The sequence below is a fragment of the Streptomyces sp. NBC_01224 genome, from assembly GCF_036002945.1.
Classification (GTDB): Bacteria; Actinomycetota; Actinomycetes; order Streptomycetales; family Streptomycetaceae; genus Streptomyces.
Window position 1 is genome coordinate 259,482 of record NZ_CP108529.1, and the last position, 22,507, is coordinate 281,988.

Genomic DNA, 22,507 nt, shown 5'->3' on the forward strand with positions numbered 1-22,507 from the left:
GACCGCCAGGAAACCGCCGACCTGGGCTGGACCTGGTTGGCAGGCGGCTCGATGAGCCAGGTGGCTGCCTGGTGGCCTAGGTGTACTGACCCGTGAGGTTGGGGACGCGGCTGGCGGGTGGTCGGCCCTTGAGCGCGGTGTGTCCGCGGTGGTGATTGTAGGTGTGCAGCCATGCGGGATAGGCGTCGCGTCGCTCGGCCTCGCTCCGGTAGGCCTTGGCGTAGGCCCATTCGTCGAGGAGGGTGCGGTTGAACCTCTCCACCTTCCCATTGGTCTGGGGCCGGTAGGGGCGGGTCCGCTTGTGCGAAATCCCCTGTCCGGCAAGGGAGTTGCGCCAGAGATGGGATTTGTGGCAGGCGCCGTTGTCGGTCAGGACTCGTTCGACGGTGATTCCGGCCTGCGCGAAGAACGCGTGGGCGCGCTGCCAGAATCCGACGGCGGTCTCCTTCTTCTCGTCAGAGAGGATCTCGCTGTAGGCGAGGCGGGAGTGGTCATCGACGGCGTTGTGCAGGTAGCTGTAGCCGACGCCGGAGCGGGTCTTGCGGCCAGCCTGACGCCCGAGGGTCTTGTGGCCTCCGCCGTCGGGGATGATGCCGAGCTTCTTGATGTCGACGTGCACCAGCTCGCCGGGGCGCTCACGTTCGTAGCGGCGTATGACGCGGCCGGTGGCACGGTCCAGATGGGTCAGGCGGGCCAGGCCGTAGCGGGTCAGGGCCCGGTGGACGGTCGCGGGGCTCAGCCCCAGGAGGTAGGCGATACGGGCCGGCCCCCACCGGCGCAGGACGCGGACCTTGATGATCCGCCGCTCGGTACGGGTCGGGGTCCGTCGCGGGCTGTGATGCGGGCGCGAGGACCGGTCGGTCATGCCTGCCTCGCCCAGCTCGCGGTAGCGGCCGGCCCACCGCTGGGCCGTCGTGGGCGAGACCTGGAAGCGTTCGGCAGCACGGCGCAGCGGCCAGCCGTCTTCCACGACGCAGCGGGCCAGACGCAGGCGGCCGGTCTCGGTCAGGGGTGCATTACGGTGAGGCATGAGGGCCTTCTGCTGGTCGGTGGAGATGTCGCAATCCACACCGAACCCGGAAGGCCCTCACTCGTTGAAGATCACCCGACCGTGATCGCTGTCACCAACCTCCATGGACAGAACACCTAGCCGCCGACCCGGATTCCGGCGTATGCGAGACCCTTGCCACGCATCCGGACCCGCCCACCGGCCCGCGCGACCTCCTGGCGAGGGACTCGGACATGTTCGCCCAACGCCATCGCGGACCGCCCAGACACGGCCTGGCAGAACGGCAGCGTGTTCATGCACCTCAACGGCACGCTCCGGCGGTTGGTACAGGAGAGCGAAGGCCGGGACCCGGGGCCAAGCACATGCGGGCTGGACGCCCAGAGCGTCAAAACCTCAGCCAACGTGGTGCCGACGGCCGGCCAGTGCATCGATGCGGGCAAGGAAACCGTAGGGCATCGACACCCTCGGCCTTCTACTGGCTGCCCGGGTCACCCTCGCCAGCTACCGCGACAACACCGGCGGCATCCACCCGGCAGGAGCTCGAACCTCCCACGGCGAGCCGGCTCCGGCCACGGTGTACTGCTCGACGGCGACGTCCGCAGGAACGACCACGGGGCTCGCGTCCCTCGGAACTCACTCTCACTCAAGCGCTCCCGCCTCCCGGACAGGCGAGGTGGGCCAACCGAAGCATGCGAGCTGTTGAAATATTCCGACGCAACAACTTTCCGGGTCATGGCCCTCCTCACACCAAATATAGTTTTTCGTTCAACTACATCGGAGTACTGTCGCAAGTGCCTGACGAAAGGCAGCCCGTGATTCTGTTCGTGCAGGTCACGGGGCAAGCAAGGAGGAAAGATCATGGCATACACATTTGCGCGTCGGGCTGCCGTCGCGGTGGCCTCTGTGGCAGTCGCAGCGGCCGGACTCCTCGCCACTGGCGGTTCCGCCTCGGCCGCGACCCTCACGACCGGCGACCGGCCTGCCGTCGTTTCTCACACCACGCGGTCCGCTGACGCCCACCACGAGGGCCGGCCCGGTCGCTGGGACGAGGGTTGGGGCAGGCACGACGACGGTGATCGTGGTTACCAGGGCCACCACCATGATGGACATCGCTACTGGAGCCGAGACCATAATGACCGCGGCCGCTACCGGGTAAGCGAAGACGACATTCGTCGCCAGTGGGTCCTCGACCAGATCTACTGGCTCCAGGACCACGACACACGTCGCTAGCCTCGGGCTTTCACGTGGCTGGGTGTCCGATGCGTGATCGGAAACGCGAAGAGTGCTCCTGACCTGCAACGATGGGACTTGTCTAGGGTCCAGGTCGGCGCATGAAAGAAGCACTCCTCAGGTGAAGAAGCGTATCGGGTCCTATCCGCGTGTCCGCATCGAGGGCGGCGGGAGCGGGGTGGTCTCGCAGGCTGGCGGAGTACTGCTGGTCGAGACTGCCCGTAAGACCGGCCTGGATACCGAGATATCGGCGGCGCTGAGGCCGTGGCGGCGGCCTCGGGCGGTGCACGATCCGGGCAAGATCCTGCTGGATGTGGCTCTCGCGGTCGCGCTGGGCGGGGACTGCCTGGCCGATGCGGGACTGCTGCGGGCCGAGCCGGCCGTGTTCGGGCCGGTGGCCTCCGACCCAACGGTCTCCCGGCTGATCGACACCCTCGCCGCGGCCGGGGACAAGGCCCTGACCGCGATCCGCTCGGCGCGCGCCGAAGTGCGCGAGTACGTCTGGACGTTGGCCAAAGATGCGGCGCCGGATAGGGGCGGCCAGGTGATTGTGAACCTGGACGGAGTGCTGGTCCTGGCCCACTCCGACAAGCAGGACGCGGCCGCGACCTGGAAGAAGTCGTTTGGACATCACCCCCTGATGGGCTTCGTCGACCACGGAAGCGGTGGCACCGGGGAGCCGGTGGCAGCACTGTTGCGGCCGGGGAACGCGGGATCCAACACCGCCGCCGACCACATCACCGCCACTCAACTCGCTTTGGCCCAGCTCCCCAAGCGTCACCGGCGCGGCCGGTCCACACTGATCCGTACCGACTCCGCGGGCGGCACCCATGAGTTCCTCGCCTGGCTCACGAAACGGGGCCGGTGGCTGTCGTACTCGGTCGGGATGACCATCACTGAGCAGATTCATCAGGCCGTGTTGAAGGTCCCGGCCTCCGCCTGGACCCCAGCGGTCGAGCCGGGCGGCGAGATCCGCGACGGCGCCTGGACCGCCGAACTCGACGGCGACACACTCAAGGGCTGGCCGAAGGGAATGCGGCTGATCGTCCGCAAGGAACGGCCCCACCCCGGCGCCCAGTTGCGCTTCACCGACGCCGACGGCCTGCGGCTCACCTGCTTCGCCACCAACACGACGGGCGGGAAGATCACGGACCTGGAACTGAGGCACCGCCGACGGGCGAGGGCAGAGGACCGCATTCGGAACGCACGGGCCACCGGCCTGCGGAACCTGCCCCTGCACGAGACCGCACAGAACCGGATCTGGCTGGAGATCGTCCAGCTCGCCCTCGACCTGCTCGCCTGGATGCCGATGCTCGCTCTGACCGGCAAACCCCGCCTCTGGGAGCCCCGCCGCCTGCGGTTGCGGCTGTTCTCCGCCGCTGCCCAACTCATCACCACCGCCCGCCAACGGCACCTGCGATTCGCCCACCACTGGCCATGGACCGACGTGATCACAGACGCGATCAGACGGCTCGACACCCTCCCGAACCCACGCTGACCAGCAACAACCCGTCCCGACGAGCAGAAGAGCCACCGACCGGAACCGTGGAATCCGGCGCCCACCCGATGCGACGATCGGGCCACCCGTATGCCCGCACACGCTCCACAACGACGCATTGGCCGCCAGCCGAAGCTGACGACCAATCACGAAAGATCGAGGCTAGTGGATCCGGGAACACAAACATCGTTCATGCCGCTGCGACGCAGCCGTTGATTTTCGTGGAACACCACGGGCGGCTGCTTCGGTCACAGCGATGCATCACAACGACAACTACCGCTCCCTCCAACAGGAGTGGCAACCCGATGGGCACTGGCACCGGTTCCCAGCCAACGAGGCTCTTGACGCCTGTGGCGGATGCGTGATGCGCGCGGGCTTCTATGGAAGGGCGAGGCCCGTCCACAGGAGAAACTCGCCTCGAGAACGCGCCGTCAGCAAGTACAGGTCATCTACCAAAGGCACCGTCAAAGGGTTCCGGGCCAGCCCTGAACCAACCCCCTTGAGGGCATTATCCCCTGCATCGGACCAGCAATCCGATACAGGATCCACCGGTCCTGGATGGCCACCGGTGGATAATCAGAGTACGGCTGGGGAAGCCGCACTCAGCCGCGGGGCGGAATTCGCAGTCGCTTCAAGGGACAGCGGCGACTGGTACACCGAATTCCGCCTCGCGGCACTGAGCGTGGGGCGGAGGGAATGAGCCGAGTGCTCCTTTTTGCCCTGGCCACTGGTCACCCAACATATTCCATTGACGAGTTCCTGCCCCCCGGTAATACGCGGACTCGACGGTCACCGTCCCCGCGAGCCGGTTTGATGTCCCGTCAATCTCTGCGCGTGAGCGCGGGCGCGTTCCGTGACATCGAGGCGCCGGTCAGGCGCCCTGTCCCCATCGCGTCCGCGCGGTGAGTAGATGCTCGACCCGTGGAGGTGGATCCGAGCGGGCTCCGGCCTCCATGGCCCGATCCCCGGGCCTTTCGGCAACGGCCGGCCGGGCCCGGCCCCCGAGGACGACGTGCCCGGCTGCGAGCCACTCCCCACCCCGGCGCCCGCCGTCAGTGTTGCAGACCCGAGTCCTGGCACGCGGTGTGGCCGAACTCGCCCGGCCCACGGTGACAGGCGCGGTGACCTGCCGGCCTCGGGGGACGTCATCCACATCACGATGCAAGAATTCGCCGCCCTTCTGGACAGCGCCACCGGAGAACTCGGTGTGCGCCCCTGTTGACGCCACGGCCACGCCACGGTGGCGCCGCGCCCCACGCACGGAGTATCCCGGAAGACCCCTACGACCGCTAACGGGGTGGCAAGGAACGCGGCCCCTCAAGACTGCCGTCACTGGATGTGCAGGAACTGCGAGGTTTCACAGGAACTGCGAGGTTTCAGATGGGTGCAAGGGCATGCCGTTGGCAAAACGCTGCCGCACCACCCCGATACGGATCTCTGTTTTGGTCGAGGTCGAGACATGAGCCAACCGCCGCCGGGGCGGCGGTGCTGGGCACCGCCCGGGATCTGCCTCCCCCACTCCTGCCTCCAACACGATTTGTTCACCGTGGGAGCACTGCGCTCCCTCATCTCCGTGGAGATCGTGCTGCGCAACCGGTTCCGATCCGCCCGTCATCCCTATCTGAGAATCGCCATGCGCCGATGCAGCCGAATGCGACTCACCGCGGATTCCGCCACCGATTGGGGTCCTCATGCGCGTAGCTCGTGGCGGGGCGACCTCTACCCACCGCACGAAACGGCCCTCACCACGCTGTCCCGCACCACGCGCGCAGGCGAGCGCGTCCATCACCTGGGTGCCGCGACCGCGCTCCAGCGCAGGGCGTTCGGGGCAGACCGCCGCCGGGCCGGCCATGCCGCCGTCGGCGACCTCCACGCGCACTATCGACCGTCCGTCACGGGAAAACATCTGTCAGGTGATACCGAGGTCGGGTAGGGCGTAGCGGACCGCATTGGTCACCAGTTCGGAGACGACCACCTCCAGCCGGGCGCCATAGTCCCAGCTCAGGCCCCAGGGGTTCAGCAGGCACCGGGTCAACCGCCGAGCCCGGCTCAAGGAGCATGACGGTATCGAAGTGCATCACATTCGACACCTCAAGGACCTGAACGTCCGGGGGCGGGCTGCCAAGCCTGCCTGGGCTCAGATGATGGCCGCGCGTCGTCGGAAAACCCTGGTCGTCTGCCGTGCCTGCCACGAAGGAATCCACTACAGCGGACGTCCCTCGCGGCAGAACTCATGAGAGAGAAAAGGCACTGGAGAGCCGGATGCGATTTACATCGCGCGTCCGGTTCGGTGGGGGGCCGTTGGAAAAGGGCCTGGTCACAGGTACCTCGCTGGCGGCCTACCCAACCGCACGCCGGGTTCGGCGAGAGGTCCGGAGAAACGGACCGGGAGCAATCCCGGCAACGCGCTCCGGGCCTACTCGGCGATGCCGACACGGTGAATGATGGCTGGAGCCTTCTGGGCGGCACGGGAAGTTGCCCGAAAACAAGCCGTTGGCAGGGTGGTTGGGCTGACAGTTCGGGGCCGTGGAAGAAACCGTGCTCCGGCTGAAAGAGCTGTTGTTCCCGTCGATCGCGGACGTCGCGGTGCTGTCGGCGGACGTGACAGAATGATGCATACGCATGCAAGGAGGAGGCGGACGATGCCGCGGACCGGATCTGCGACCAGCTCCCGGGCGTTCAAAGTCGGGGTGTGGCGGTCACTGATGGAGGTTCATAACTCCGTGCTCCGCGAGATCGAGCATGAGCTCGCGGAGCGCCATCGCCTCTCGATCAGCGAGTTCGACACCCTGGTGAACATCCCGCTCAAGGGCACGCGCCTGCGCGAACTCAAAGACCGGGTGGTCCTGACGCAGAGCGCGGTCAGTCGCCTGTGCGACAGGCTGGCCGACCGCAGCCTTGTCACACGCTCACCGCTGGAAGAGGACATGCGTGGTGCAATGATCCATCTCACCGAAGCAGGGCGGAAACTGCTCCGCAACGCTGCTCGCACCAATGCCGAGGTGGTGGAAAGGACGTTCGCCGACCGGCTGACACAGACCCAACTGGACTCACTGCGTGAAATCCTCGACCAGCTGAGCACGGAGCAGGGCCGGCCGAAAGGTTGCGACATCACCGGGTGACGTTGCGGCGGGAAGCAAACCTGTGCTCCCGGTCTCTCTCCCCCGTACTCATCCGGGTGCGGCCGCCTGAAGCCGGCCCGTTCCGGACTGCTCGCGGAACTGCAGCAACTGCCTCGACAGTGGCACGGCGCGCAAGACAAGCGTGTCGACAACTTCCGGCGGCCTGTCTGCTCTCCACGCTTGCGAGCTGTGGCTGCCTCCTTCGCAATGCGGAGTCTCCCCACGCCCGGCGCCTCCGGGATTCCGATGATCGAAGATCGCTAAGATGGTCGATTCAGGGAGCTGGAGCTCACCGGCATTCAAGACCACCCGTATCAGGCGATGTCTCTCGACGTCTGGGCGCTGCTGACGACCGTGCCGGCCCGTACCGAGTACGTGCGTGCCCGGACACCGGGCCGGCCCGCCTCGGGGAGACCGGAGCGAGCCTGCTGATACTCATGGCCAAATCGAGGCATCTCAAGCCGGAAGACGTGAAAGCGGTACTTCAAGCCGTCGCCGGAGGCCATCACGGAGGTCACCAGCAGGCACCCGGGGGCGCCCGGCGCCGAGCGGTCGTATTCGCCGTTGACGGCCGGGACGCCTCCCGCGCCTCCTAGCTTGATCTTTAACCTCGGAGGTCGAACGACTCGTCGTACTTGATCACTCGGACTGGTAACTGCCGTGCGTGCAGGCGGCCTTCGGCTGAGCATGTGCTCCGACCAAGAAACACACAAGCTCAGCGCGAAGGCCGTGGGAATGAGTCTGTTGCATCATGCTGTCGGGCAGGATCCGTTTGCGGAACTGTCATGCTTCCGGGGTGAGTTCTACTCCTGTCTGACCCGGCGTGCGGATGCGTTGCTCGAGCTTGCGGACGCCGTGTTGTGTGCGGATGGTCCGGTCCGGTCGCTGGTGGAGCTGTCGCTGGTGGGCGAGCATCGTCGCGGGCACGGTGGGCTCTACGACGCCCTGGCCGCGGGCCAGGTCGATGTCGGCAGGCTGCGGCGGGCCCTGGCCGCGGTGTCTTTACCGCGGGCGGCGGACGGCCGGCTGGTGCTGGCCGCCGACATCACCTGCTGGCTGCGGCCCAGCGCGCACACCTCACCGCAGCGGATCCTGTGTCACACCTGCGGCCGGGGCAAGGACCAGCACATTCCTGTTCCCGGCTGGCCGTACTCGGTGATCTGCGCGCTGGAGACGGGCCGCAGTTCATGGACCGCCCCGCTGGACGCGCTGCGTCTGGCCCCGGGAGATGATGCCGCCACCGTCACGGCCGGGCAGATGCGTGAACTCGTCGAGCGGCTGATGGCGGCCGGACAGTGGAAAGACGGCGATCCGGACGTTCTGATCGTGGTGGACGCCGGATACGACGTGCCCCGCCTCGCCTTCCTGCTGAAGGATCTGCCGGTGCAGGTGCTGGGCCGGATGCGCTCGGACCGCGTCCTGCGCCGCACGGTCCCGCCCCGCGCGCCCGGCACCCGGGGCCGCCCACCCCGCCACGGCGGCGAGTTCGTCTTCGGCGACCCCACCACCTGGAACACACCCGACGCGCAGACGGTGACCGAGACCCGCCTCTACGGCACCGCCACCGCACGGGCCTGGGACCGGCTCCACCCGAGACTGACCCACCGCTCCGCCTGGACTGCCCAGCTGGGCTCCCTGCCGGTGATCGAAGGCACCGTGATCCGCCTGCAGGTCGAGCACCTGCCCAGCGGCGCGACACCGAAGCCGGTGTGGCTGTGGTGGTCGGGAGGTTGTCGGCCATCATCTGGTCCCGCAGGCCCACCAGCCGCGTCATGCGGCCCGGTGAGGTGTCGGCCATCCAGAAGTGGTAACGCAGCAGGCCGGTGGCGGTGCGCCCGTACAGGCGCGCCGGGTCCCAGTCGTCCCGCGAGCTCGCCGTGATCAGGTGCGGCGTCTGCGCGTCGAGCAGCGCCACCAGATCGTCGGCGAGCAGCCGCAGCTCCCTGGCCTCGGCCGACTGCCCCACGGACCGGGCGGGGTCCATCATCGCGGCGGGATTGGTCCACCGGTCGTCGGCGCCGAGCAGGCGGTCGACCGTTTCCCCGGTGCAGGGGAGCAGGTCCGCGTCCACCCGGGTCGAGAGGTAGCCGTGGAGTGCGGTGAGGGCCTGCCGGGGGCTCGCGGCGCCAGTGATCTCCAACGGGCCGTCGAAACCGGCGAAGCGGAGCCGCTCGGACGCGGGCCGGCCGTCGTAGTAGGCGCGCATCCAGCGCACGAGCTCGCGGACACGACCAGGCCCATCATGCAGTCGCTCTCGATCGCGATCGTCCGGTAGCCCTCCTGCTCGACGAGCTGCCGGAAGAGCTCGTTGCGCAGGTCGAGCAGAGTGTCCTCGCCGTGGGTGGGCTCGCCCAGCGCGAGCAGCCGCGGCCGGGCCGGAAACAGCTTCATGACAGCGGCGGCCTCGACGGTACGGGCAGCGTCCTTGATGTCAGTAGCCACGACTTCAACGGTATCGTTGAACCTTCAGTTGAAACTTTCCCGCGGTATCATCAGGCCCGTGGGACGAAACCTTCAAAACGGTGGGCAGCTCAGGCCGATTGACCTGGCGCGCAGGCACGGTCTGTCCACGCAGGCCATCAGGAACTACGAAGAGGCCGGCATCCTTCAGGCCGCCGGTCGCACACCCCACGGTTACCGCACCTATACCCCGCTTCACGCGCGGGCCCTGGGCGCGTTCCTTGCCCTGGTGCCCGGCCACAGCCACCAGACGGCGACGTCGATCATGCGGGCCGTGAACCAGGGCGCGGTCGATGACGCCTTCCGCCTCATCGACGAGAGCCACGCCCAGCTACTCGACGACCGGCGGACACTCCAGGCCGTGGAGAGCGCCCTCCGCGACCTGACGCCCACCACGGCGCCCGGACCCGACGCGGCGGTGTCCGGGGCTGGCGGCACGTTCATCGGGCCGCTGGCACGGGAGCTCGGAATCCGGCCCGCGACGCTGCGCAAATGGGAGCGCGCCGGGCTGGTGCGCCCGCGCCGCGACCCGCTGACCGGGTACCGCATCTACGACGAGGCCGACGTACGGGACGCTCGGCTGGCCCACCAGCTCAGGCGGGGCGGCTATCTGCTGGAGCAGATCGCCCCGCTGATCGCCCAGGTGCGGGCGGCCGGCGGGCTGGAGCCGTTGGAGGCCGCACTGTGCGACTGGCGCGGTCGGCTGTCCGCCCGCGGGCGGGCGATGCTGACCGGGGCCGCCGAGTTGGAGGCGTACCTCCGCGAGCGCGGATGAGACTTCGGTCGTCGGCCGAAGAGAACAAGGGTCACCAACGGTTCCATCTCGGCTGACCCGTCCGCCGATGTCGGCCTGGTCCCGGGCTGAGCCCTACTCCTCATCGACCGCAGCCGGATCACCCAGGGGCCGCAGGTACGGGGCAGATCGAGGAGGTGGAAGGAGTACCGGCCCAGCATGTCGATGTGACGCCGCACGAACGGCGAGAGGCGGGACACGTCCTCGTCGCACACCTCGAAACCGTCGGCGCGTAGCTGGGTGACGGCGGCGTCAATGTACCGGGTGTTGAACAGGACAAGGGGGCGTTGAGGACCAAGCCGAGGGCGCCGATCTGGTCCCGCGTGCCGTCCTGGTAGCGCTGAAAGGTCGTCCCGCGCTCGCACGGAAGATCTTCCAATCGGTTCGACCACTCCAGCGGTGCCGGTCGGACATGATTGAGGTGGAGCCAGACCGTGCCTTGCCGCCGGGGCAGGCTGCGGGGCCCACTACCGCGCAGGGCCCGGGTCCGGCCCTCGGTCTCCGAGCCGATGCCCGGCGCGATCCCGCCAGGCGCTCGGCGAGCCGGCGCTCGTAGGAGGGCTTACTGTCGTCGAGGAAGATCGCCATCTCCTTCAGGACCGTGACGGTATGTCCGACCGGCAGATCGCGAGCCCGAAGGGGTGAAGATCTCGCTGTAGCGGATGATGTCGCCCTCGACGTACTCGGTGAGGACCAGGGCCAGGCCGCGGTTGACGGCGAAGTGGATGTCGCGCCCCGGCCCCGCGCTTCGGCGATCCGGTGGGCGAGGTATTTCGCCCAGGCCGGCCATGGGCTGGCCAGGTCGACGGCTGCGGGGCGGCCGAGGCGGCTGTAGTCACGGGGGATCTGCTCGAACAGCGGAAGTTGCCTCCAGTCGGCACTCGGCCGCCAGGCCGGCGCGGGCGGCGGCTTGCGAGGCGGTCCCCGCCTTCCTCCGCGCCGCCGAGGGGCGGGCGCCGATCCGTTGCGATGGTGCAGGCCCACGAAGAACAGCTGGTGGTACCGGACGGCTTGGAGCCGAGCTCCCACGTCGGCTTCGACAGTCAAGGGACCGACAGCGGCCTGGGCGTCGAGGCCGAACCTGGCATCAACACAGACAGCAGTAATCGCACTTCAGCGGCTGGACGCGGCGGCAGCCGGTGCAGGTGGCCCTCTCGTGGCTGCGGCCGAACATGTAGCAGGTGGGGCAGAAGCTTCCGGTGAAGTCGCCCCAGGCCCGGCAGTTGTCGCAGGAGTCCGTGGGCTTACGGTAACCATTCGGATATCGACTCATGCCGGAGGGAGTGACCGGCCGTCGCGGCGCTTGGGCAGCAGCGCCGGAGCCGACCGCGACTCGACCGGCCTCCTCCTGACCAGGGCGGTTGACTTTACGCGGCTCGGGGATCAGCAGGTCACCGATCTGGGTGCCGCCGCTGCTTCCACAAGCCTCCAGACACCGTGCCGCGCAGGGACACGTCCTCGGACTGTGCCCGGGGGTCAGAGCCTGCCGGCATGGTCCAGATCGACCAGGAGACGCTCCACGTCGGTCATAAGGGATCCGTAGACATGCCAGGCACCCGGCTTGACCAATGCGCCCCGGCCGATGAGGTCGGTCATGGTGTCGTGCCACCCCCGGGCACGGTCGATCGCTGCACGCAGTCCCTCATGGGCTTCCGCCGGGCGGGCTGCGCTGTCGACCTCGACGAACGCCTCGACGGCCTGCCCTGCCAACTTGAGCATCTCGGCGTACCGATCGAGGAACTGCTGTCCCAGGTGGTGGTCGGTGTGGGTGTCGTCCACGTTGTCGGCCAGCGTTCGAGCAATGCCGCGCACCTGGAGTGATACGCCATGCAATGTATTGAGCATGTCACCGTAGGTCACAGGCCGGTGCTGTGGATGCACCGCCCAGCAGGTGTTCCAGCGCAGACTCTCCTGTCCCTGCTGCACGCTCTCGCGCGCGTGCGCGACCCGCCGCCCCAGCCCCCTCCCGTCCTCCACCCAGCCGTGCGCGCGGGCGACATGCTGCCGCTCCCGCAGCCCGTGGCCCATGTCTCGCAGCAATGCCCCCATGACTCGGGCGAGGTCTCGAACCGCGTCATCGGATTCGTCCAGATGTATCGGCGGCATGATCAGCGCGTTCACCGCAACGCCCACCACCGCCCCGCTCAGCGCCGCGATCGCCGTCAGGACGACGTGCCCGACCGGAGCCGCGGCTGCGGCGGTGAGCGTGAGAACCGCCGTCGATGCGACCTGGAGCCGGTCGTCGGAAGCCCGGCTTCCGGCCGCCACCAGGGCGATCCCCACGATGCCCGCGATACTCCCGGCGGTGGATCCCAGCAGCCACACGGTGCCGAGAGCCAACAGCACTCCCGCCGCCCGGGTAGCCATGCTCCGCGCGGCCTGCGTCACGGAGCGATACACCGTCGCGGCATTGACCATGAGCAATGCGGTGGCCACAGCCACATACGGCCGCTCCCCCTGGATCCAGAGAGTGGCGAACTCCCAGGCGAGCAGCGCCGCGATCAGGTTCTTGGCGCCGTGCACCAGGGCATGCCATCCCCAACCGCGGCGGGTCGCTTCGACGAGTCGCGTCAGCGGCGGCCGCAGACCCAATGACGACGGTGCCCGGCCTTGCCGCCGATCAATAGTTGAAAATTGCACAATTCACAGAGTGGCACACTTTGCCCGACTTGACTGAGTGGCATCCCCCACAGCGACTCGATCCGGTCAACCAATCAACCGACAAGCCGACCTTGCCCCCCCCTGGACCACTCATCCCGACCCGAGCAAGGGCCAACTGTCGGGCTAGTCACGGGGTGTTCCACCACAGGTCAGCGCGCCGTGGGCCGGGAACCAAGGTGAGCAGGTCCGGAGAGCCCCCGAGTGCCGGGGGGCGAGGGCTCGGCCCGCGCCAACAACGACCCGTCCGGAAGCTCCGCGTCGGAGCAAGCAGCGAAGAGCGCGGCCGGCCGTGGGGCGCGCACGGTGAACCTAACGGCACCAGCCCCGGCACACCACGTGTCCGTTCAGGCCCACGCATGCCCGAGTCTGTTTACATTGCCGAACCAGGCGCGTAATCTAACCGCGAAACCACACAGTCGGGCATAGAACGGATTCAAAACAACATGTATGCACCGGAGCGGCAGCAAGTGATCCTCCGCCTCGCCCGCGAGAGCGGCCGCGTCGACGTGCTGTCCCTGGCCGAGGAGTTCCAGGTCACCGCCGAGACCGTGCGGCGTGACCTGAAGGCCCTCGACCGGGCCGGGCTGCTGCGGCGCGTCCATGGCGGTGCGATCCCGGCCGGGCGGCTCGACTTCGAGCCTGAGCTCGCCGAGCGCGATGCGGTGGCCATCGATGAGAAGGAACGCATCGCGGCCGCCGCGCTCGGCGAACTCCCCACCGACGGCAGTGTGATCATCGACGCGGGCAGCACGGCCGCCCGACTGGCCGCGGCCATCCCGCTCGACGCCCACCTCACCGTGGTCACCCATGCACTGCCGGTCGCCGCCCGGCTCGCCGACCACCCCGGCATCGCGCTGCATCTCGTCGGCGGCCGGGTCCGGCATCGTACCCGTGCCGCTGTCGATGCCTGGGCGTTGAACGCCTACAGCGAGATCAACGCCGACGTCGTCTTCCTCGCCACCAACGGCTTCTCGCCGAAGGGCGGTCTGACCACGCCGGACCTGGCCGAGGCCGCCGTCAAGCGCGCAATGATCTCTGCCGCCCGGCGGGTCGTACTCCTGGCCGACTCCGCCAAGTTCGGCCAGGAACACTTCGCCCGCTTCGGCGACCTCGCGCAGATCGATCTGCTCATCACCGACACCGGACTCGGCTCCGACGATGCCCTTGTCATCGAAGGCCAGGGCCCGGAAGTAGTACGCGCATGATCCTCACCGTCACCCCCAATCCAAGCCTGGACCGTACGTACGAGCTGCCCGGGCTGACCCGCGGTGCCGTGCTGAGGGCCACGGACGACCGAGTCGACCCCGGCGGCAAAGGCATCAACGTCTCGCGCGCTGTCGCGGCAGCCGGCCACCGCACGATCGCTGTCGCACCGCTCGGCGGGCCTGAGGGCGCACTGCTCGCCCGGCTGCTCGGCGAACACGGCATCGAGGCGGCCGGAGTACCGATCGCCGGCAGCACCCGTATCAACGTCACGCTCGTCGAACCCGACGGAACGCTCACCAAGGTCAACGCGGTAGGCCCGGAGATCACCATGGCCGAGGCGGAGGCCCTGCTGGATGCGGTACAGACCCGGTCGGCCACCACGGACTGGATCGCCTGCTGCGGCAGTCTGCCCCGTGGGCTGCCCCCGCAGTGGTACGCCGAGCTGGTGGCCCGGAGCCACCGCGCCGGGGCCCGGATCGCCCTCGACACCTCCGGCGCGGCGCTGACCGCGGCGCTGCGGGAGCGCCCCGATGTGGTCAAGCCGAACGCGGAGGAGCTCGCCGAGGCCGTCGGTCGCCCGTTGGCGACGGTGGGCGACGCCGTGAAGGCGGCCCAGGAGCTGCGCGAGCGCGGTGCCCGATCCGTTCTGGCCAGCCTCGGGGCCGACGGGCAGCTGCTGGTCGACGATGCGGGTACATACTTCGGCAGCGCCCGGGTGGACGCGGTCCGCAGCAACGTCGGAGCGGGCGACGCCTCCCTCGCGGGCTTCCTCGCCGCGAATGGAAAGGGCCCGGCCGCGCTCGCCGCGGCTGTCGCCCACGGCGCGGCGGCAGTGCAGCTGCCCGGCAGCGTCATGCCGACCCCCGCGGAACTCGACCTGTCGGCGGTCACCACGACCACCGACATCCCCCTGGACCGGCCCCTGACGGAGCCGACTTCATGACTGCCGTGCATCCGCGGCCCAGCCCGCACCGCCCCGAGTCCCCCCGAGCCGCCCGCAGGACGGTCCACGAGCAAGGAGCCCCGCGTTGAGTGAACTGATCACCGCGGCACTGGTCGATCTCGATCTGTCCGCCGAGACGAAGTACGACGCCGCCCGGTCACTGGCCGAGCGAATGGTCACCGAGGGCCGCGTCACCGACCTCGACGGCTTCCTCGCCGACGTGGCCGCCCGTGAGGCACAGATGCCGACCGGCCTGGACGGCGGCATCGGCATCCCGCACTGCCGCAGCGAGCATGTCACCACGCCCACGCTCGCCTTCGGCCGCAGCGAGGGCGGCATCGACTTCGGCGCGGCTGACGGCCCCGCCGATCTGATCTTCCTGATAGCGGCGCCTGCCGGGGCCGACGACGACCACCTCACCATCCTTTCCGCCCTGGCACGACGGCTGATGGACCCGGACTTCACGGGCGCACTGCGAGCGGAGCGTGACCCGGGCGCCGCCGCGGCCCTGATCCGCGGCGAGGAGGCCGTTCCGGCCGGCCCGGCTCCGGACGCCTCGCCAGCGGACGGTGCAACAGCGGACGGCCCTGCCTCTGACAGCGGTGCAACGGCCGACGAACCCTTCCGGATCGTCGCCGTCACGTCATGTCCGACCGGCATCGCACACACCTACATGGCCGCCGAGTCACTGGCAGCCGCGGCCCGCGCCGAGGACGTGGTGCTCGACGTCGAGACGCAGGGCTCAGCCGGGTTCGAGAGGCTCGATCCGGCGCTCATCGCCGCTGCCGACGCGGTCATCTGGGCGCATGACGTCGAGGTGCGCGAGAAGGCACGGTTCGACGGCAAACCCATCGTCGACACCGGGGTCAAGGCAGGGATCAACCGACCTGCCACGCTGATCGCCGAAGCCAGGCGGAAGGCTGAACACGGCGAGACCAGCACCGTCGCGGGCGGCGCCGCTCAGCAGGGCGACGGAGCCTCCGCCGGCGGTGACCACGCACACTTCGGGATCCGGTTGCGCACCTACCTGATGTCCGGCGTCAGTTACATGGTGCCGTTCGTCGCCGCAGGCGGCCTCCTCATCGCACTGTCGTTTGCCATCGGCGGCTACGAGATCGCCAGTGCCAAGTCCGTCGCGGACCACTTCGTCTGGGGAGAGGCCGACAGCTGGGCCGCTCTGCTCAACCAGATCGGCACCGCCGCATTCGCCTTCCTTGTGCCGGTGCTGGCCGGATACATCGCGTACGGAATGGCGGACCGGCCCGCGCTCGTCCCCGGGTTCGTCGGCGGTGCCATCGCGCTCACCATCAACGCGGGCTTCCTCGGCGGCCTCGCGGCGGGTCTGCTCGCCGGTGGGGTGGTGATGGCGATCCAACGTGTGAAGGTCCATCCCACGCTGCGCGGCATCATGCCGGTGCTGGTGATTCCTCTCCTCGCCTCGGTGGTCGTCGGTTTCCTGATGTTCATCGTTGTCGGCAAGCCGATCGCCTCGCTCCAACGAGCCCTGACCGACGGCCTCAACGGGCTCTCCGGCTCGAACGCGATCATTCTCGGCATCGTCCTCGGCCTGATGATGTGCTTCGACATGGGTGGGCCGCTCAACAAGGTGGCGTACGCCTTCGCGGTCGGCGGCCTGGCCGATCCGACGCCCGGCAGCCTCAAGGTGATGGCCGCGGTGATGGCGGCCGGCATGGTGCCGCCGCTGGCCATGGCACTCGCAACCACCGTACGCGGCAGGCTGTTCAGCAAGACCGAGCGGGAGAACGGCAGGGCGGCCTGGGTGCTGGGCGCGTCCTTCATCAGCGAGGGTGCGATCCCGTTCGCGGCAGCCGACCCCCTCCGGGTGATCCCGTCGGTGATGGCCGGCGGCGCGGTCACCGGTGCGCTGTCGATGGCCTTCGGCTGCACACTGCGTGCCCCGCACGGTGGCATCTTCGTGGTGCCGCTCATAGGCGATCCGTTCCTCTATCTCTTGGCCATCGCCGCCGGTACGGCGGTCGCGACCGCCCTGGTCGTCCTCCTCAAGGGGATGCGCAGAGCCGCTGAGGCGCCGGCCCCGGCGACCGAGGAGTCCAAGATCTCCGTCGCCGCCTGACGGACTGCCCCGTAACCCCGCTCCACCACCACCCAGGAGAGTTCACCATGCATCAGCGCACTGTCGCCGTAGGTTCCCGCAGCGGTCTGCACGCCCGTCCTGCCTCCGTGTTCGTCCAGGCAGCTACCCGGCAGCCGGTCAAGGTGACCATAGGCCGGGACGGTCAGAGCGCGGTCGACGCCCGGAGTCTGCTCTCCGTGCTCGCCCTCGCGGCCCAGCACGGCGATTCAGTGGTACTGGCCGCGGAGGGCGACGGCGCGGAAGCCGCGGTCGAGGAGTTGGCCGCGCTCCTCGCCCGCGACCTCGACGCCACGCCGTAACATCAACGGCTCCCACCGTCCCCCGCGCGCGCAACGGCTACGGGGGCGGCGGGCGTTGCCTGTCAGTCCTTCAGCCGCCGGGGCCGTTGTGTCAGCCGACACCGTGTCCCACGCAGGTCGTGTTGTCTCACACGAGGGCTGAGGGCCCTGTTGTGTCGCGGTGCCGTGGTCGCGCGCGGCGCTGACATCCGTTTCGCGTCGCGGGCGGCAGCTCGCCCAGTCCCGTGGGAGAGCGTAGGGAAGCCTGAATGGCCTGGGTCATTCCTCCGGCAGAAGCCGGACCTTTCTCAAGGTCGAACAGCGCAAAGGCGTTAAACGGAGGTCAAGGGGCGGGGTATCCAAAGCCGGGGTCGTCTGCACGAACGCAGTGGTGGCTCTGAGCGGCCTTGTGCGGTCGGCTGGTACTCCCGCCGGACTTCTTCATTCGTGCTGGTCAACGGCTTGGGCGTGGGAAGTGTGGTGGAGTCGTGGTCCGACGGTCAGCCGGGTTCCATGCCCGGCTCGCCCACCGTTTCGGCAGGTCGGAGCCTCGTGAGCGAACGCTGGACCACCTGACCGGGCTGTTCGCGCCGCCCGACTTCATCTCGTCGACCATCGGTCCGGGGACTTCCCTCCCTCGCCATGCTCCCAACTCCCATGTACGGCTTGCGTCGCGCCTTCGCTTCTGATCCACTTCCAGGCATGTAATCGGAAGTAGAGGGTCCGCGTTCGGTATCGGCTCCGGATGGAGGGAAGCCCATGTCTGAGGGGAACCACGCCACGGTGGCGGTCACCGGGGTGACCGGGGCGCTGGGCAGCCGGATCGCCTCTCGACTCGCCGACCATGGCGTCCCCCAACTCCTCGTCGGACGCAGCCCCGACCGCATGCCCGAACTACCAGGCGCCCAGCGACGCGGTCCGGCCGCCTACGCCGACGCCGACGCCTCGGACATGCGCAAGGCGCTCAAGGGCGCGTCGACCCTCATCCTGGTCTCCGGACACCGCACGGGGCGCCGGCTGGAGGAACACGCCACCGCGGTCGAGGCCGCGATCGCGGTCGGCGTGGACCGGGTCCTGTACGTGTCCCTCGTCAGCGCATCGCCCACCGCCACCTACCTCAACGCCCGCGACCAGTGGCTGACCGAACAGTTCCTGGCAGGGGCCGGGATCCGCCACACGGTGCTCCGGTCAGGCTTCTACACGTCGACGCCGGCCGCCCTCGCCAACGAGGAATTCGTCGTGAACGGCCCCGGGAGCACCGGCCGGGCCGCCTTCGTGACCCACGAGGACATCGCCGACGTGATCACGGCCGTCGCCCTCGACGAGGGTCCCCGCTCCGAGCACGACGGCGCGACCCTTGAAATCACCGGACCCTAGGCCCTGACCCTCGACGAAGCGGTCACGCGGATCGCCGCGGCCACCGGTCGGCCCTACCGCTACGAACCCCAGACCCTTGAGGAAGCCTTCGCGCGGCGATGGCGACTGGGCATGAGCGGGGAACAGATCGAGACCTGGATCTCGTGGTACCAGGCGATCGAGAGGGGCGAGGTTTCCATGGTCACCGACGTCGTCCCCCGGCTCACCGGCTCACCGGCAACCCCGATCTCAGACGCAGCCTGGTGGCCCTCGCCCAAGACGGCGCGTGGTACCCGCTGAGGGCTCCTTCCCGGTCGCGCGCTCATCGAACGGTCCGCCGCGACCGACATCGATCCGGCAGGGGTCGCGTATGCGCCCCTCTCGCCCGCGCTGGACGCCGGCGGACTTGGTGCCCTTCTTCACGAAGCCGGTGTCGGCGGTGATCAGCACGCCGTTGTCCGTGCCGAGATGCTCGGCAACGCAGGCCTGCAGGTCGTCACGTAACTCGTCGGCCTTCCAGCGGCTCCGCGAGAGCAGATGCTGCAGCCCGTCGGGGGGATGGCGTGGCTGGCATGAGCCGTTGACCAGCACAAATGAAGAAGTCCGGCTGGAGTACCAGGGGCACCGCACCGCCCAACATGGTCCGTCCGAGGATTCAGTGGCCCGCTTGCCGGGCTTCCTCGAAGGCGTCGAGGAGCGGAGTCACGAATTTCCGCAAGGTGCCGCGTTCCCTGTCCCGGGCCAGCAACTGCAGCGTGAATTCCGGCGCGACGCCCTGCATGAAGGCGGCGGGAGTGTTGGAACGTACGACCGGAACGCGGTTGTAGGGGTTCGGGTCGCCTTCTCCGCGATCCTGATATCCCCAGCGCGACGAAACGGCGTGACGCAGCACCTCCCCGATGTATCGCACCGCGCCGGAGGTCAATTCCGTGTTGTGCCCGGCGTTGACGGCTGCGCGATCCGGATAGCGGTCGAGGAGGACGGGTTCGAGGGCATCCAGGGAGTCGAGGGTGAAGTCGTAGGGGAAATCGAGGGGGAGATGGGCGGTGCGCCAACGGTCGAGTACGCCGTCCATCGACGCCAGCCACGCGTCCAGGAACACGCGCGCGGGCTCCGTCATGGTCGCGCGGTCCTCGGCCATGTACGCCTCGGTCGCCCGAGCCGCCTCCGCTCGGTCGCTGTGCTCGTTCACGTTTCTCAACTCCGTGCTCCCTGACCCTGAACTGCGTACCCGCCGGTCACGGTACAGCGGTGGCCACCGCCTTCCAGACCTTCCAGGAAATGCCCGCCTTCTCCAGCATCTCGCGCTCCCCGGGCCGTGGCCGCTTGGAGAAGATATAGATGATGCGCCACCCTTGCTTGACCAATTGCGCGTCCTTCGCGACCTGATCCTCCTTGACCGGTGACGAACCAAATTTCAACTCGTACAGGACCTTCTTGTCGAAGTTCACGATGTCGGGCTGCCGGTCCACCGCCGTGATCTTGTTCATCATTTCCCGGGACGTGAGCTGTTGCGCGAAATCACCCCATAGCCAACCGTCCTCCGCGTTCAGCTCATTTGTCTGGGCGAAGCCGCCCTCGAAGCCTTCACCCTTGTACGGATTCCCCTGGTTCTCTACGTAGTTCTTACGCCAGTTCGTCCAGCTCTTCGGGGACTTGTTCTCTGTGGCCTTCCGCTGCAGGTACTTACTCCACGTCTTGTACATGTGGTCGCGCGTACCGGACGCCGGATTCTTCACGGTCTGGGCCGCCGCGATGTCGGCCGCGTCCGGTTCCGGTTCGTTGGCGCGGCCGAGGGCGGGGTTGCGGTACGTGAACTTGTTCGGCTTGTCGGTGCTGCCTTTGAGGGGCGAGGACAGGCCGGGCACACCGTAGTCCGGACTGTTGCGCTTCCAATCCCGCGCAACGTCCGACAGAACGCGCTTGATCTCTTTTTGTACCATGGCGCGCGCCACGGCCTGCGCCTCCGCACGCACCATGTGCGTGCGCGGATTCCGCGACGGCGGGATGTAGAAATTGCCGGGGCAACTCACGCGGGCACTGCCGTTGGGCGGCATGGACACCGACTGGGAGCACTGGCCCACCGGACGCCCGTCGAGAGTGACGCTGATGGTTACCTCTGCCGAGACGTCACCGGCCGGGCGGACGTCGGGCCCGGGCGTGATCGAGTTGTTGATCGTCACATTCGCCACACAGCCGCTGGTGCTGCACGGGCTGAGCGTAACGTTGCCGGAGACGGAGAAGTTGACGCCCAGGTCGATCGAATTCCCCAACTCCTTTACATTCTTTTCCACTTCGCGCTGGAAGCTTTTGCGCTGGGTGTCGGTGAGCGGCGGCAGATCGACTGAATACGACCCACCGTCGTCGCCGACTGCACGCACCGGATCTGCGGAGCCGCCACCCGGTCCGGCGTGGTATCCGGCCGGTGAGATCGGGGGCAGGGACGGAAGTCCCGTCGGCCAGGCGGTGGGAAGGGACGGCAAATCGCTCGGCAGTGACGGAAATCCACTGGGCAGCGAGGGCATGTCGCTCGGCCAGGAGGGCTTCCCTGACGGTGCATCGGCCGATGGGCCGGACGGGCCCCCGCCCGAGCGAGGCGCCACCGGCGCCATCCGCACGATGCGCAAGGGGGGTTCGGCCGTGATGTGGACAACCCGCGTGGGCGTCGTGTACCTGCGGACCTCGACGCCGCCAACGGTGGAAAGCCCACCACGGCGCACCAACCGTTTATCGGCTTCCCGTCGCAGTTCACGGGCGATGGTGTCGGGCGCGAACTGCTGCAGGGAGGCGTTCGTCGCGGACCGCCCCAGGGACGGCGTCTTGACCCAGTTGTCCCCATACGTCGATCCGGTCTTGTCAGGGATGCCGAAGCGCCGCCAGAAGGAGACGTCCGCCTTGACGAAGGTCTTGCCGTCGACCGTCATCGTCTTGAGCGTCATCCCGTCGACGGTCGTCTCGGCGAGCATCGTGCCGCCGGGCGTCACCTGCGTCCGGGTACGCGACCGGCCGAGCATGGGGTCCGTGTAACGCCCCTCGTAGACGACGAGACCGCTCGCGGCGAGGTTCACGGCGGCAGCCGTCACGTCCTCGGCCGCCCCCACCGCCGTGTCCTTCTTCGGTCGGCCGTCGGGGCGCGTGCTCTCGGGCCACCACACGATAAGAAGGGTGGCCAGGAGCGCGACGACCGCCACGAGCGCGACGCCGGCGACGACCCGTCCTCGTGTGGTCCTGCGCGACCCGACCTCGGGTGGCATAGGTGGCATGGGTGGCATGGGCGGAACCGCAGGCGATCCGCCACCGGGTTCCCCCACGCCCTCGAGCCCCGGCCGCTCCTGCGGCCATTGGTCAGGCGATTGCGATGCTGACACGCTTCTCCCCCGATGCAGTCGTGCGCGCAACGCAGCGCCCGGGCATGCGCCGACATGCGCCCGTCAGGGGCCGAGTGTGCACCAGCCGACGTCTTTTCGAACGCTCTTTCAGAAAGCTATCCACTTCCTTGCGGTCCACGGACTGTTCTCGGCCACCGACTCCGCCGCGGCCCTCACCCCTGTCGGCGGTGTGTGGGCCGTCCACGAGGACGGGCCGGTGAAGATCTGCCGGCGCATCGCGCATGTCCAGGACGCCCACGACGCGGGCCGGCCGCACGGGCCCGGAGACCTTCACCCTGCATGTGGACGATGGCGGGCAGCATCTGCAACACCCGCGGATGTCCGGCCCGCCGCTTCCCCGCCCCCGACGCTCAGTTGTTGACCGGCTGAGGTCCCGTACACCGGCCCTGGGAGGGCCCTTCCCCTTGGGGCAGTACCAGGGCCGGCTGCATGCTCATCGACTCCGC

Annotated in this window: 16 protein-coding genes and 6 pseudogenes; 13 read left to right on the forward strand and 9 right to left on the reverse strand. The window is 68.5% G+C overall.

Translation table 11 applies throughout. From position 1 onward, the window contains the following. Positions 1-76 precede the first annotated feature (76 nt). Positions 77-1,030, reverse strand: a complete 954-nt coding sequence (locus OG609_RS01200; RefSeq protein ID WP_327271012.1) for an IS481 family transposase — start codon at positions 1,028-1,030, stop codon at positions 77-79. Between the two features lie 249 nt (positions 1,031-1,279). On the opposite strand from OG609_RS01200, the pseudogene OG609_RS01205 reads away from it, so the two are divergent. The 3 genes and pseudogenes from OG609_RS01205 to OG609_RS01215 form a co-directional block, all read left to right on the forward strand. Continuing rightward, positions 1,280-1,535 (forward strand): annotated as a pseudogene (locus OG609_RS01205) (IS5 family transposase); the annotation flags it as partial. A gap of 332 nt (positions 1,536-1,867) precedes the next feature. Then, complete coding sequence (locus OG609_RS01210; protein ID WP_327271013.1) at positions 1,868-2,239, forward strand: hypothetical protein; 372 nt, start codon at positions 1,868-1,870, stop codon at positions 2,237-2,239. A 121-nt stretch (positions 2,240-2,360) separates the two neighbouring features. Continuing rightward, positions 2,361-3,737, forward strand: coding sequence for an IS1380 family transposase (locus tag OG609_RS01215; RefSeq protein ID WP_327271014.1), 1,377 nt, complete (start codon positions 2,361-2,363; stop codon positions 3,735-3,737). 1,909 nt (positions 3,738-5,646) lie between these two features. Here the strand turns inward: OG609_RS01215 and OG609_RS01220 are convergent. After that, positions 5,647-5,790, reverse strand: coding sequence for a hypothetical protein (locus OG609_RS01220; protein ID WP_327271015.1), 144 nt, complete (start codon positions 5,788-5,790; stop codon positions 5,647-5,649). A 19-nt stretch (positions 5,791-5,809) separates the two neighbouring features. On the opposite strand from OG609_RS01220, the gene OG609_RS45950 reads away from it, so the two are divergent. Then, positions 5,810-5,974: an HNH endonuclease gene (locus tag OG609_RS45950; RefSeq protein WP_385656627.1), complete on the forward strand. Its 165-nt coding sequence runs from the start codon at positions 5,810-5,812 to the stop codon at positions 5,972-5,974. 486 nt (positions 5,975-6,460) lie between these two features. Then, positions 6,461-6,859 (forward strand): MarR family winged helix-turn-helix transcriptional regulator, encoded by a 399-nt coding sequence (locus OG609_RS01225; RefSeq protein ID WP_327271016.1) that lies wholly within the window; start codon positions 6,461-6,463, stop codon positions 6,857-6,859. A 314-nt stretch (positions 6,860-7,173) separates the two neighbouring features. Here the strand turns inward: OG609_RS01225 and OG609_RS01230 are convergent, their stop codons facing one another. Further along, positions 7,174-7,377: a hypothetical protein gene (locus OG609_RS01230; protein WP_327271017.1), complete on the reverse strand. Its 204-nt coding sequence runs from the start codon at positions 7,375-7,377 to the stop codon at positions 7,174-7,176. 217 nt (positions 7,378-7,594) lie between these two features. Between OG609_RS01230 and OG609_RS01235 the strand changes: the two are divergent. Beyond that, positions 7,595-8,587, forward strand: a pseudogene (locus tag OG609_RS01235) (transposase); the annotation flags it as partial. On the opposite strand, the pseudogene OG609_RS01240 reads toward OG609_RS01235, so the two are convergent. Beyond that, positions 8,586-9,301, reverse strand: a pseudogene (locus OG609_RS01240) (erythromycin esterase family protein); the annotation flags it as partial. The pseudogenes OG609_RS01235 and OG609_RS01240 overlap by 2 nt on opposite strands. A gap of 58 nt (positions 9,302-9,359) precedes the next feature. Between OG609_RS01240 and OG609_RS01245 the strand changes: the two are divergent. Then, entirely contained in the window at positions 9,360-10,094 is a 735-nt protein-coding gene (locus tag OG609_RS01245) for a TioE family transcriptional regulator (RefSeq protein ID WP_327271018.1), read from the forward strand. Between the two features lie 93 nt (positions 10,095-10,187). Here OG609_RS01245 and OG609_RS01250 read toward each other — a convergent pair. Together OG609_RS01250 and OG609_RS01255 are read right to left on the reverse strand one after the other, a co-directional pair. After that, a pseudogene (locus tag OG609_RS01250) lies at positions 10,188-10,473 on the reverse strand (Tn3 family transposase); the annotation flags it as partial. A 1,115-nt stretch (positions 10,474-11,588) separates the two neighbouring features. After that, complete coding sequence (locus OG609_RS01255) at positions 11,589-12,635, reverse strand: FUSC family protein (protein WP_327271019.1); 1,047 nt, start codon at positions 12,633-12,635, stop codon at positions 11,589-11,591. Positions 12,636-13,216: 581 nt separating this feature from the next. On the opposite strand from OG609_RS01255, the gene OG609_RS01260 reads away from it, so the two are divergent. From OG609_RS01260 to OG609_RS01280, 6 genes and pseudogenes are all read left to right on the forward strand, one after another. Further along, the gene (locus tag OG609_RS01260; protein WP_327271020.1) at positions 13,217-13,978 is read left to right on the forward strand and encodes a DeoR/GlpR family DNA-binding transcription regulator; all 762 of its coding nucleotides are present in this window, start codon (positions 13,217-13,219) and stop codon (positions 13,976-13,978) included. After that, positions 13,975-14,922 (forward strand): 1-phosphofructokinase, encoded by a 948-nt coding sequence (gene pfkB / locus OG609_RS01265; protein WP_327271021.1) that lies wholly within the window; start codon positions 13,975-13,977, stop codon positions 14,920-14,922. The genes OG609_RS01260 and pfkB overlap by 4 nt, the downstream gene beginning before the upstream one ends. An 85-nt stretch (positions 14,923-15,007) precedes the next feature. After that, positions 15,008-17,017, forward strand: coding sequence for a PTS fructose transporter subunit IIABC (locus tag OG609_RS01270; protein ID WP_327271022.1), 2,010 nt, complete (start codon positions 15,008-15,010; stop codon positions 17,015-17,017). Between the two features lie 47 nt (positions 17,018-17,064). Continuing rightward, on the forward strand, positions 17,065-17,337 hold the full coding sequence (locus tag OG609_RS01275; protein WP_327271023.1) for an HPr family phosphocarrier protein: 273 nt from the start codon (positions 17,065-17,067) through the stop codon (positions 17,335-17,337). Positions 17,338-17,796: 459 nt separating this feature from the next. Further along, a pseudogene (locus OG609_RS45955) lies at positions 17,797-17,909 on the forward strand (IS701 family transposase); the annotation flags it as partial. Positions 17,910-18,075: 166 nt separating this feature from the next. Further along, the gene (locus tag OG609_RS01280) at positions 18,076-18,693 is read left to right on the forward strand and encodes an NAD(P)H-binding protein (RefSeq protein WP_327271024.1); all 618 of its coding nucleotides are present in this window, start codon (positions 18,076-18,078) and stop codon (positions 18,691-18,693) included. A 342-nt stretch (positions 18,694-19,035) separates the two neighbouring features. On the opposite strand, the pseudogene OG609_RS01285 reads toward OG609_RS01280, so the two are convergent. The 3 genes and pseudogenes from OG609_RS01285 to OG609_RS01295 form a co-directional block, all read right to left on the reverse strand. Then, positions 19,036-19,227: pseudogene (locus OG609_RS01285) on the reverse strand (transposase); the annotation flags it as partial. A gap of 100 nt (positions 19,228-19,327) precedes the next feature. Beyond that, the gene (locus OG609_RS01290) at positions 19,328-19,864 is read right to left on the reverse strand and encodes a hypothetical protein (RefSeq protein WP_327271025.1); all 537 of its coding nucleotides are present in this window, start codon (positions 19,862-19,864) and stop codon (positions 19,328-19,330) included. Positions 19,865-19,910: 46 nt separating this feature from the next. After that, on the reverse strand, positions 19,911-21,863 hold the full coding sequence (locus tag OG609_RS01295; RefSeq protein WP_327271026.1) for a hypothetical protein: 1,953 nt from the start codon (positions 21,861-21,863) through the stop codon (positions 19,911-19,913). Positions 21,864-22,507 lie beyond the last annotated feature (644 nt).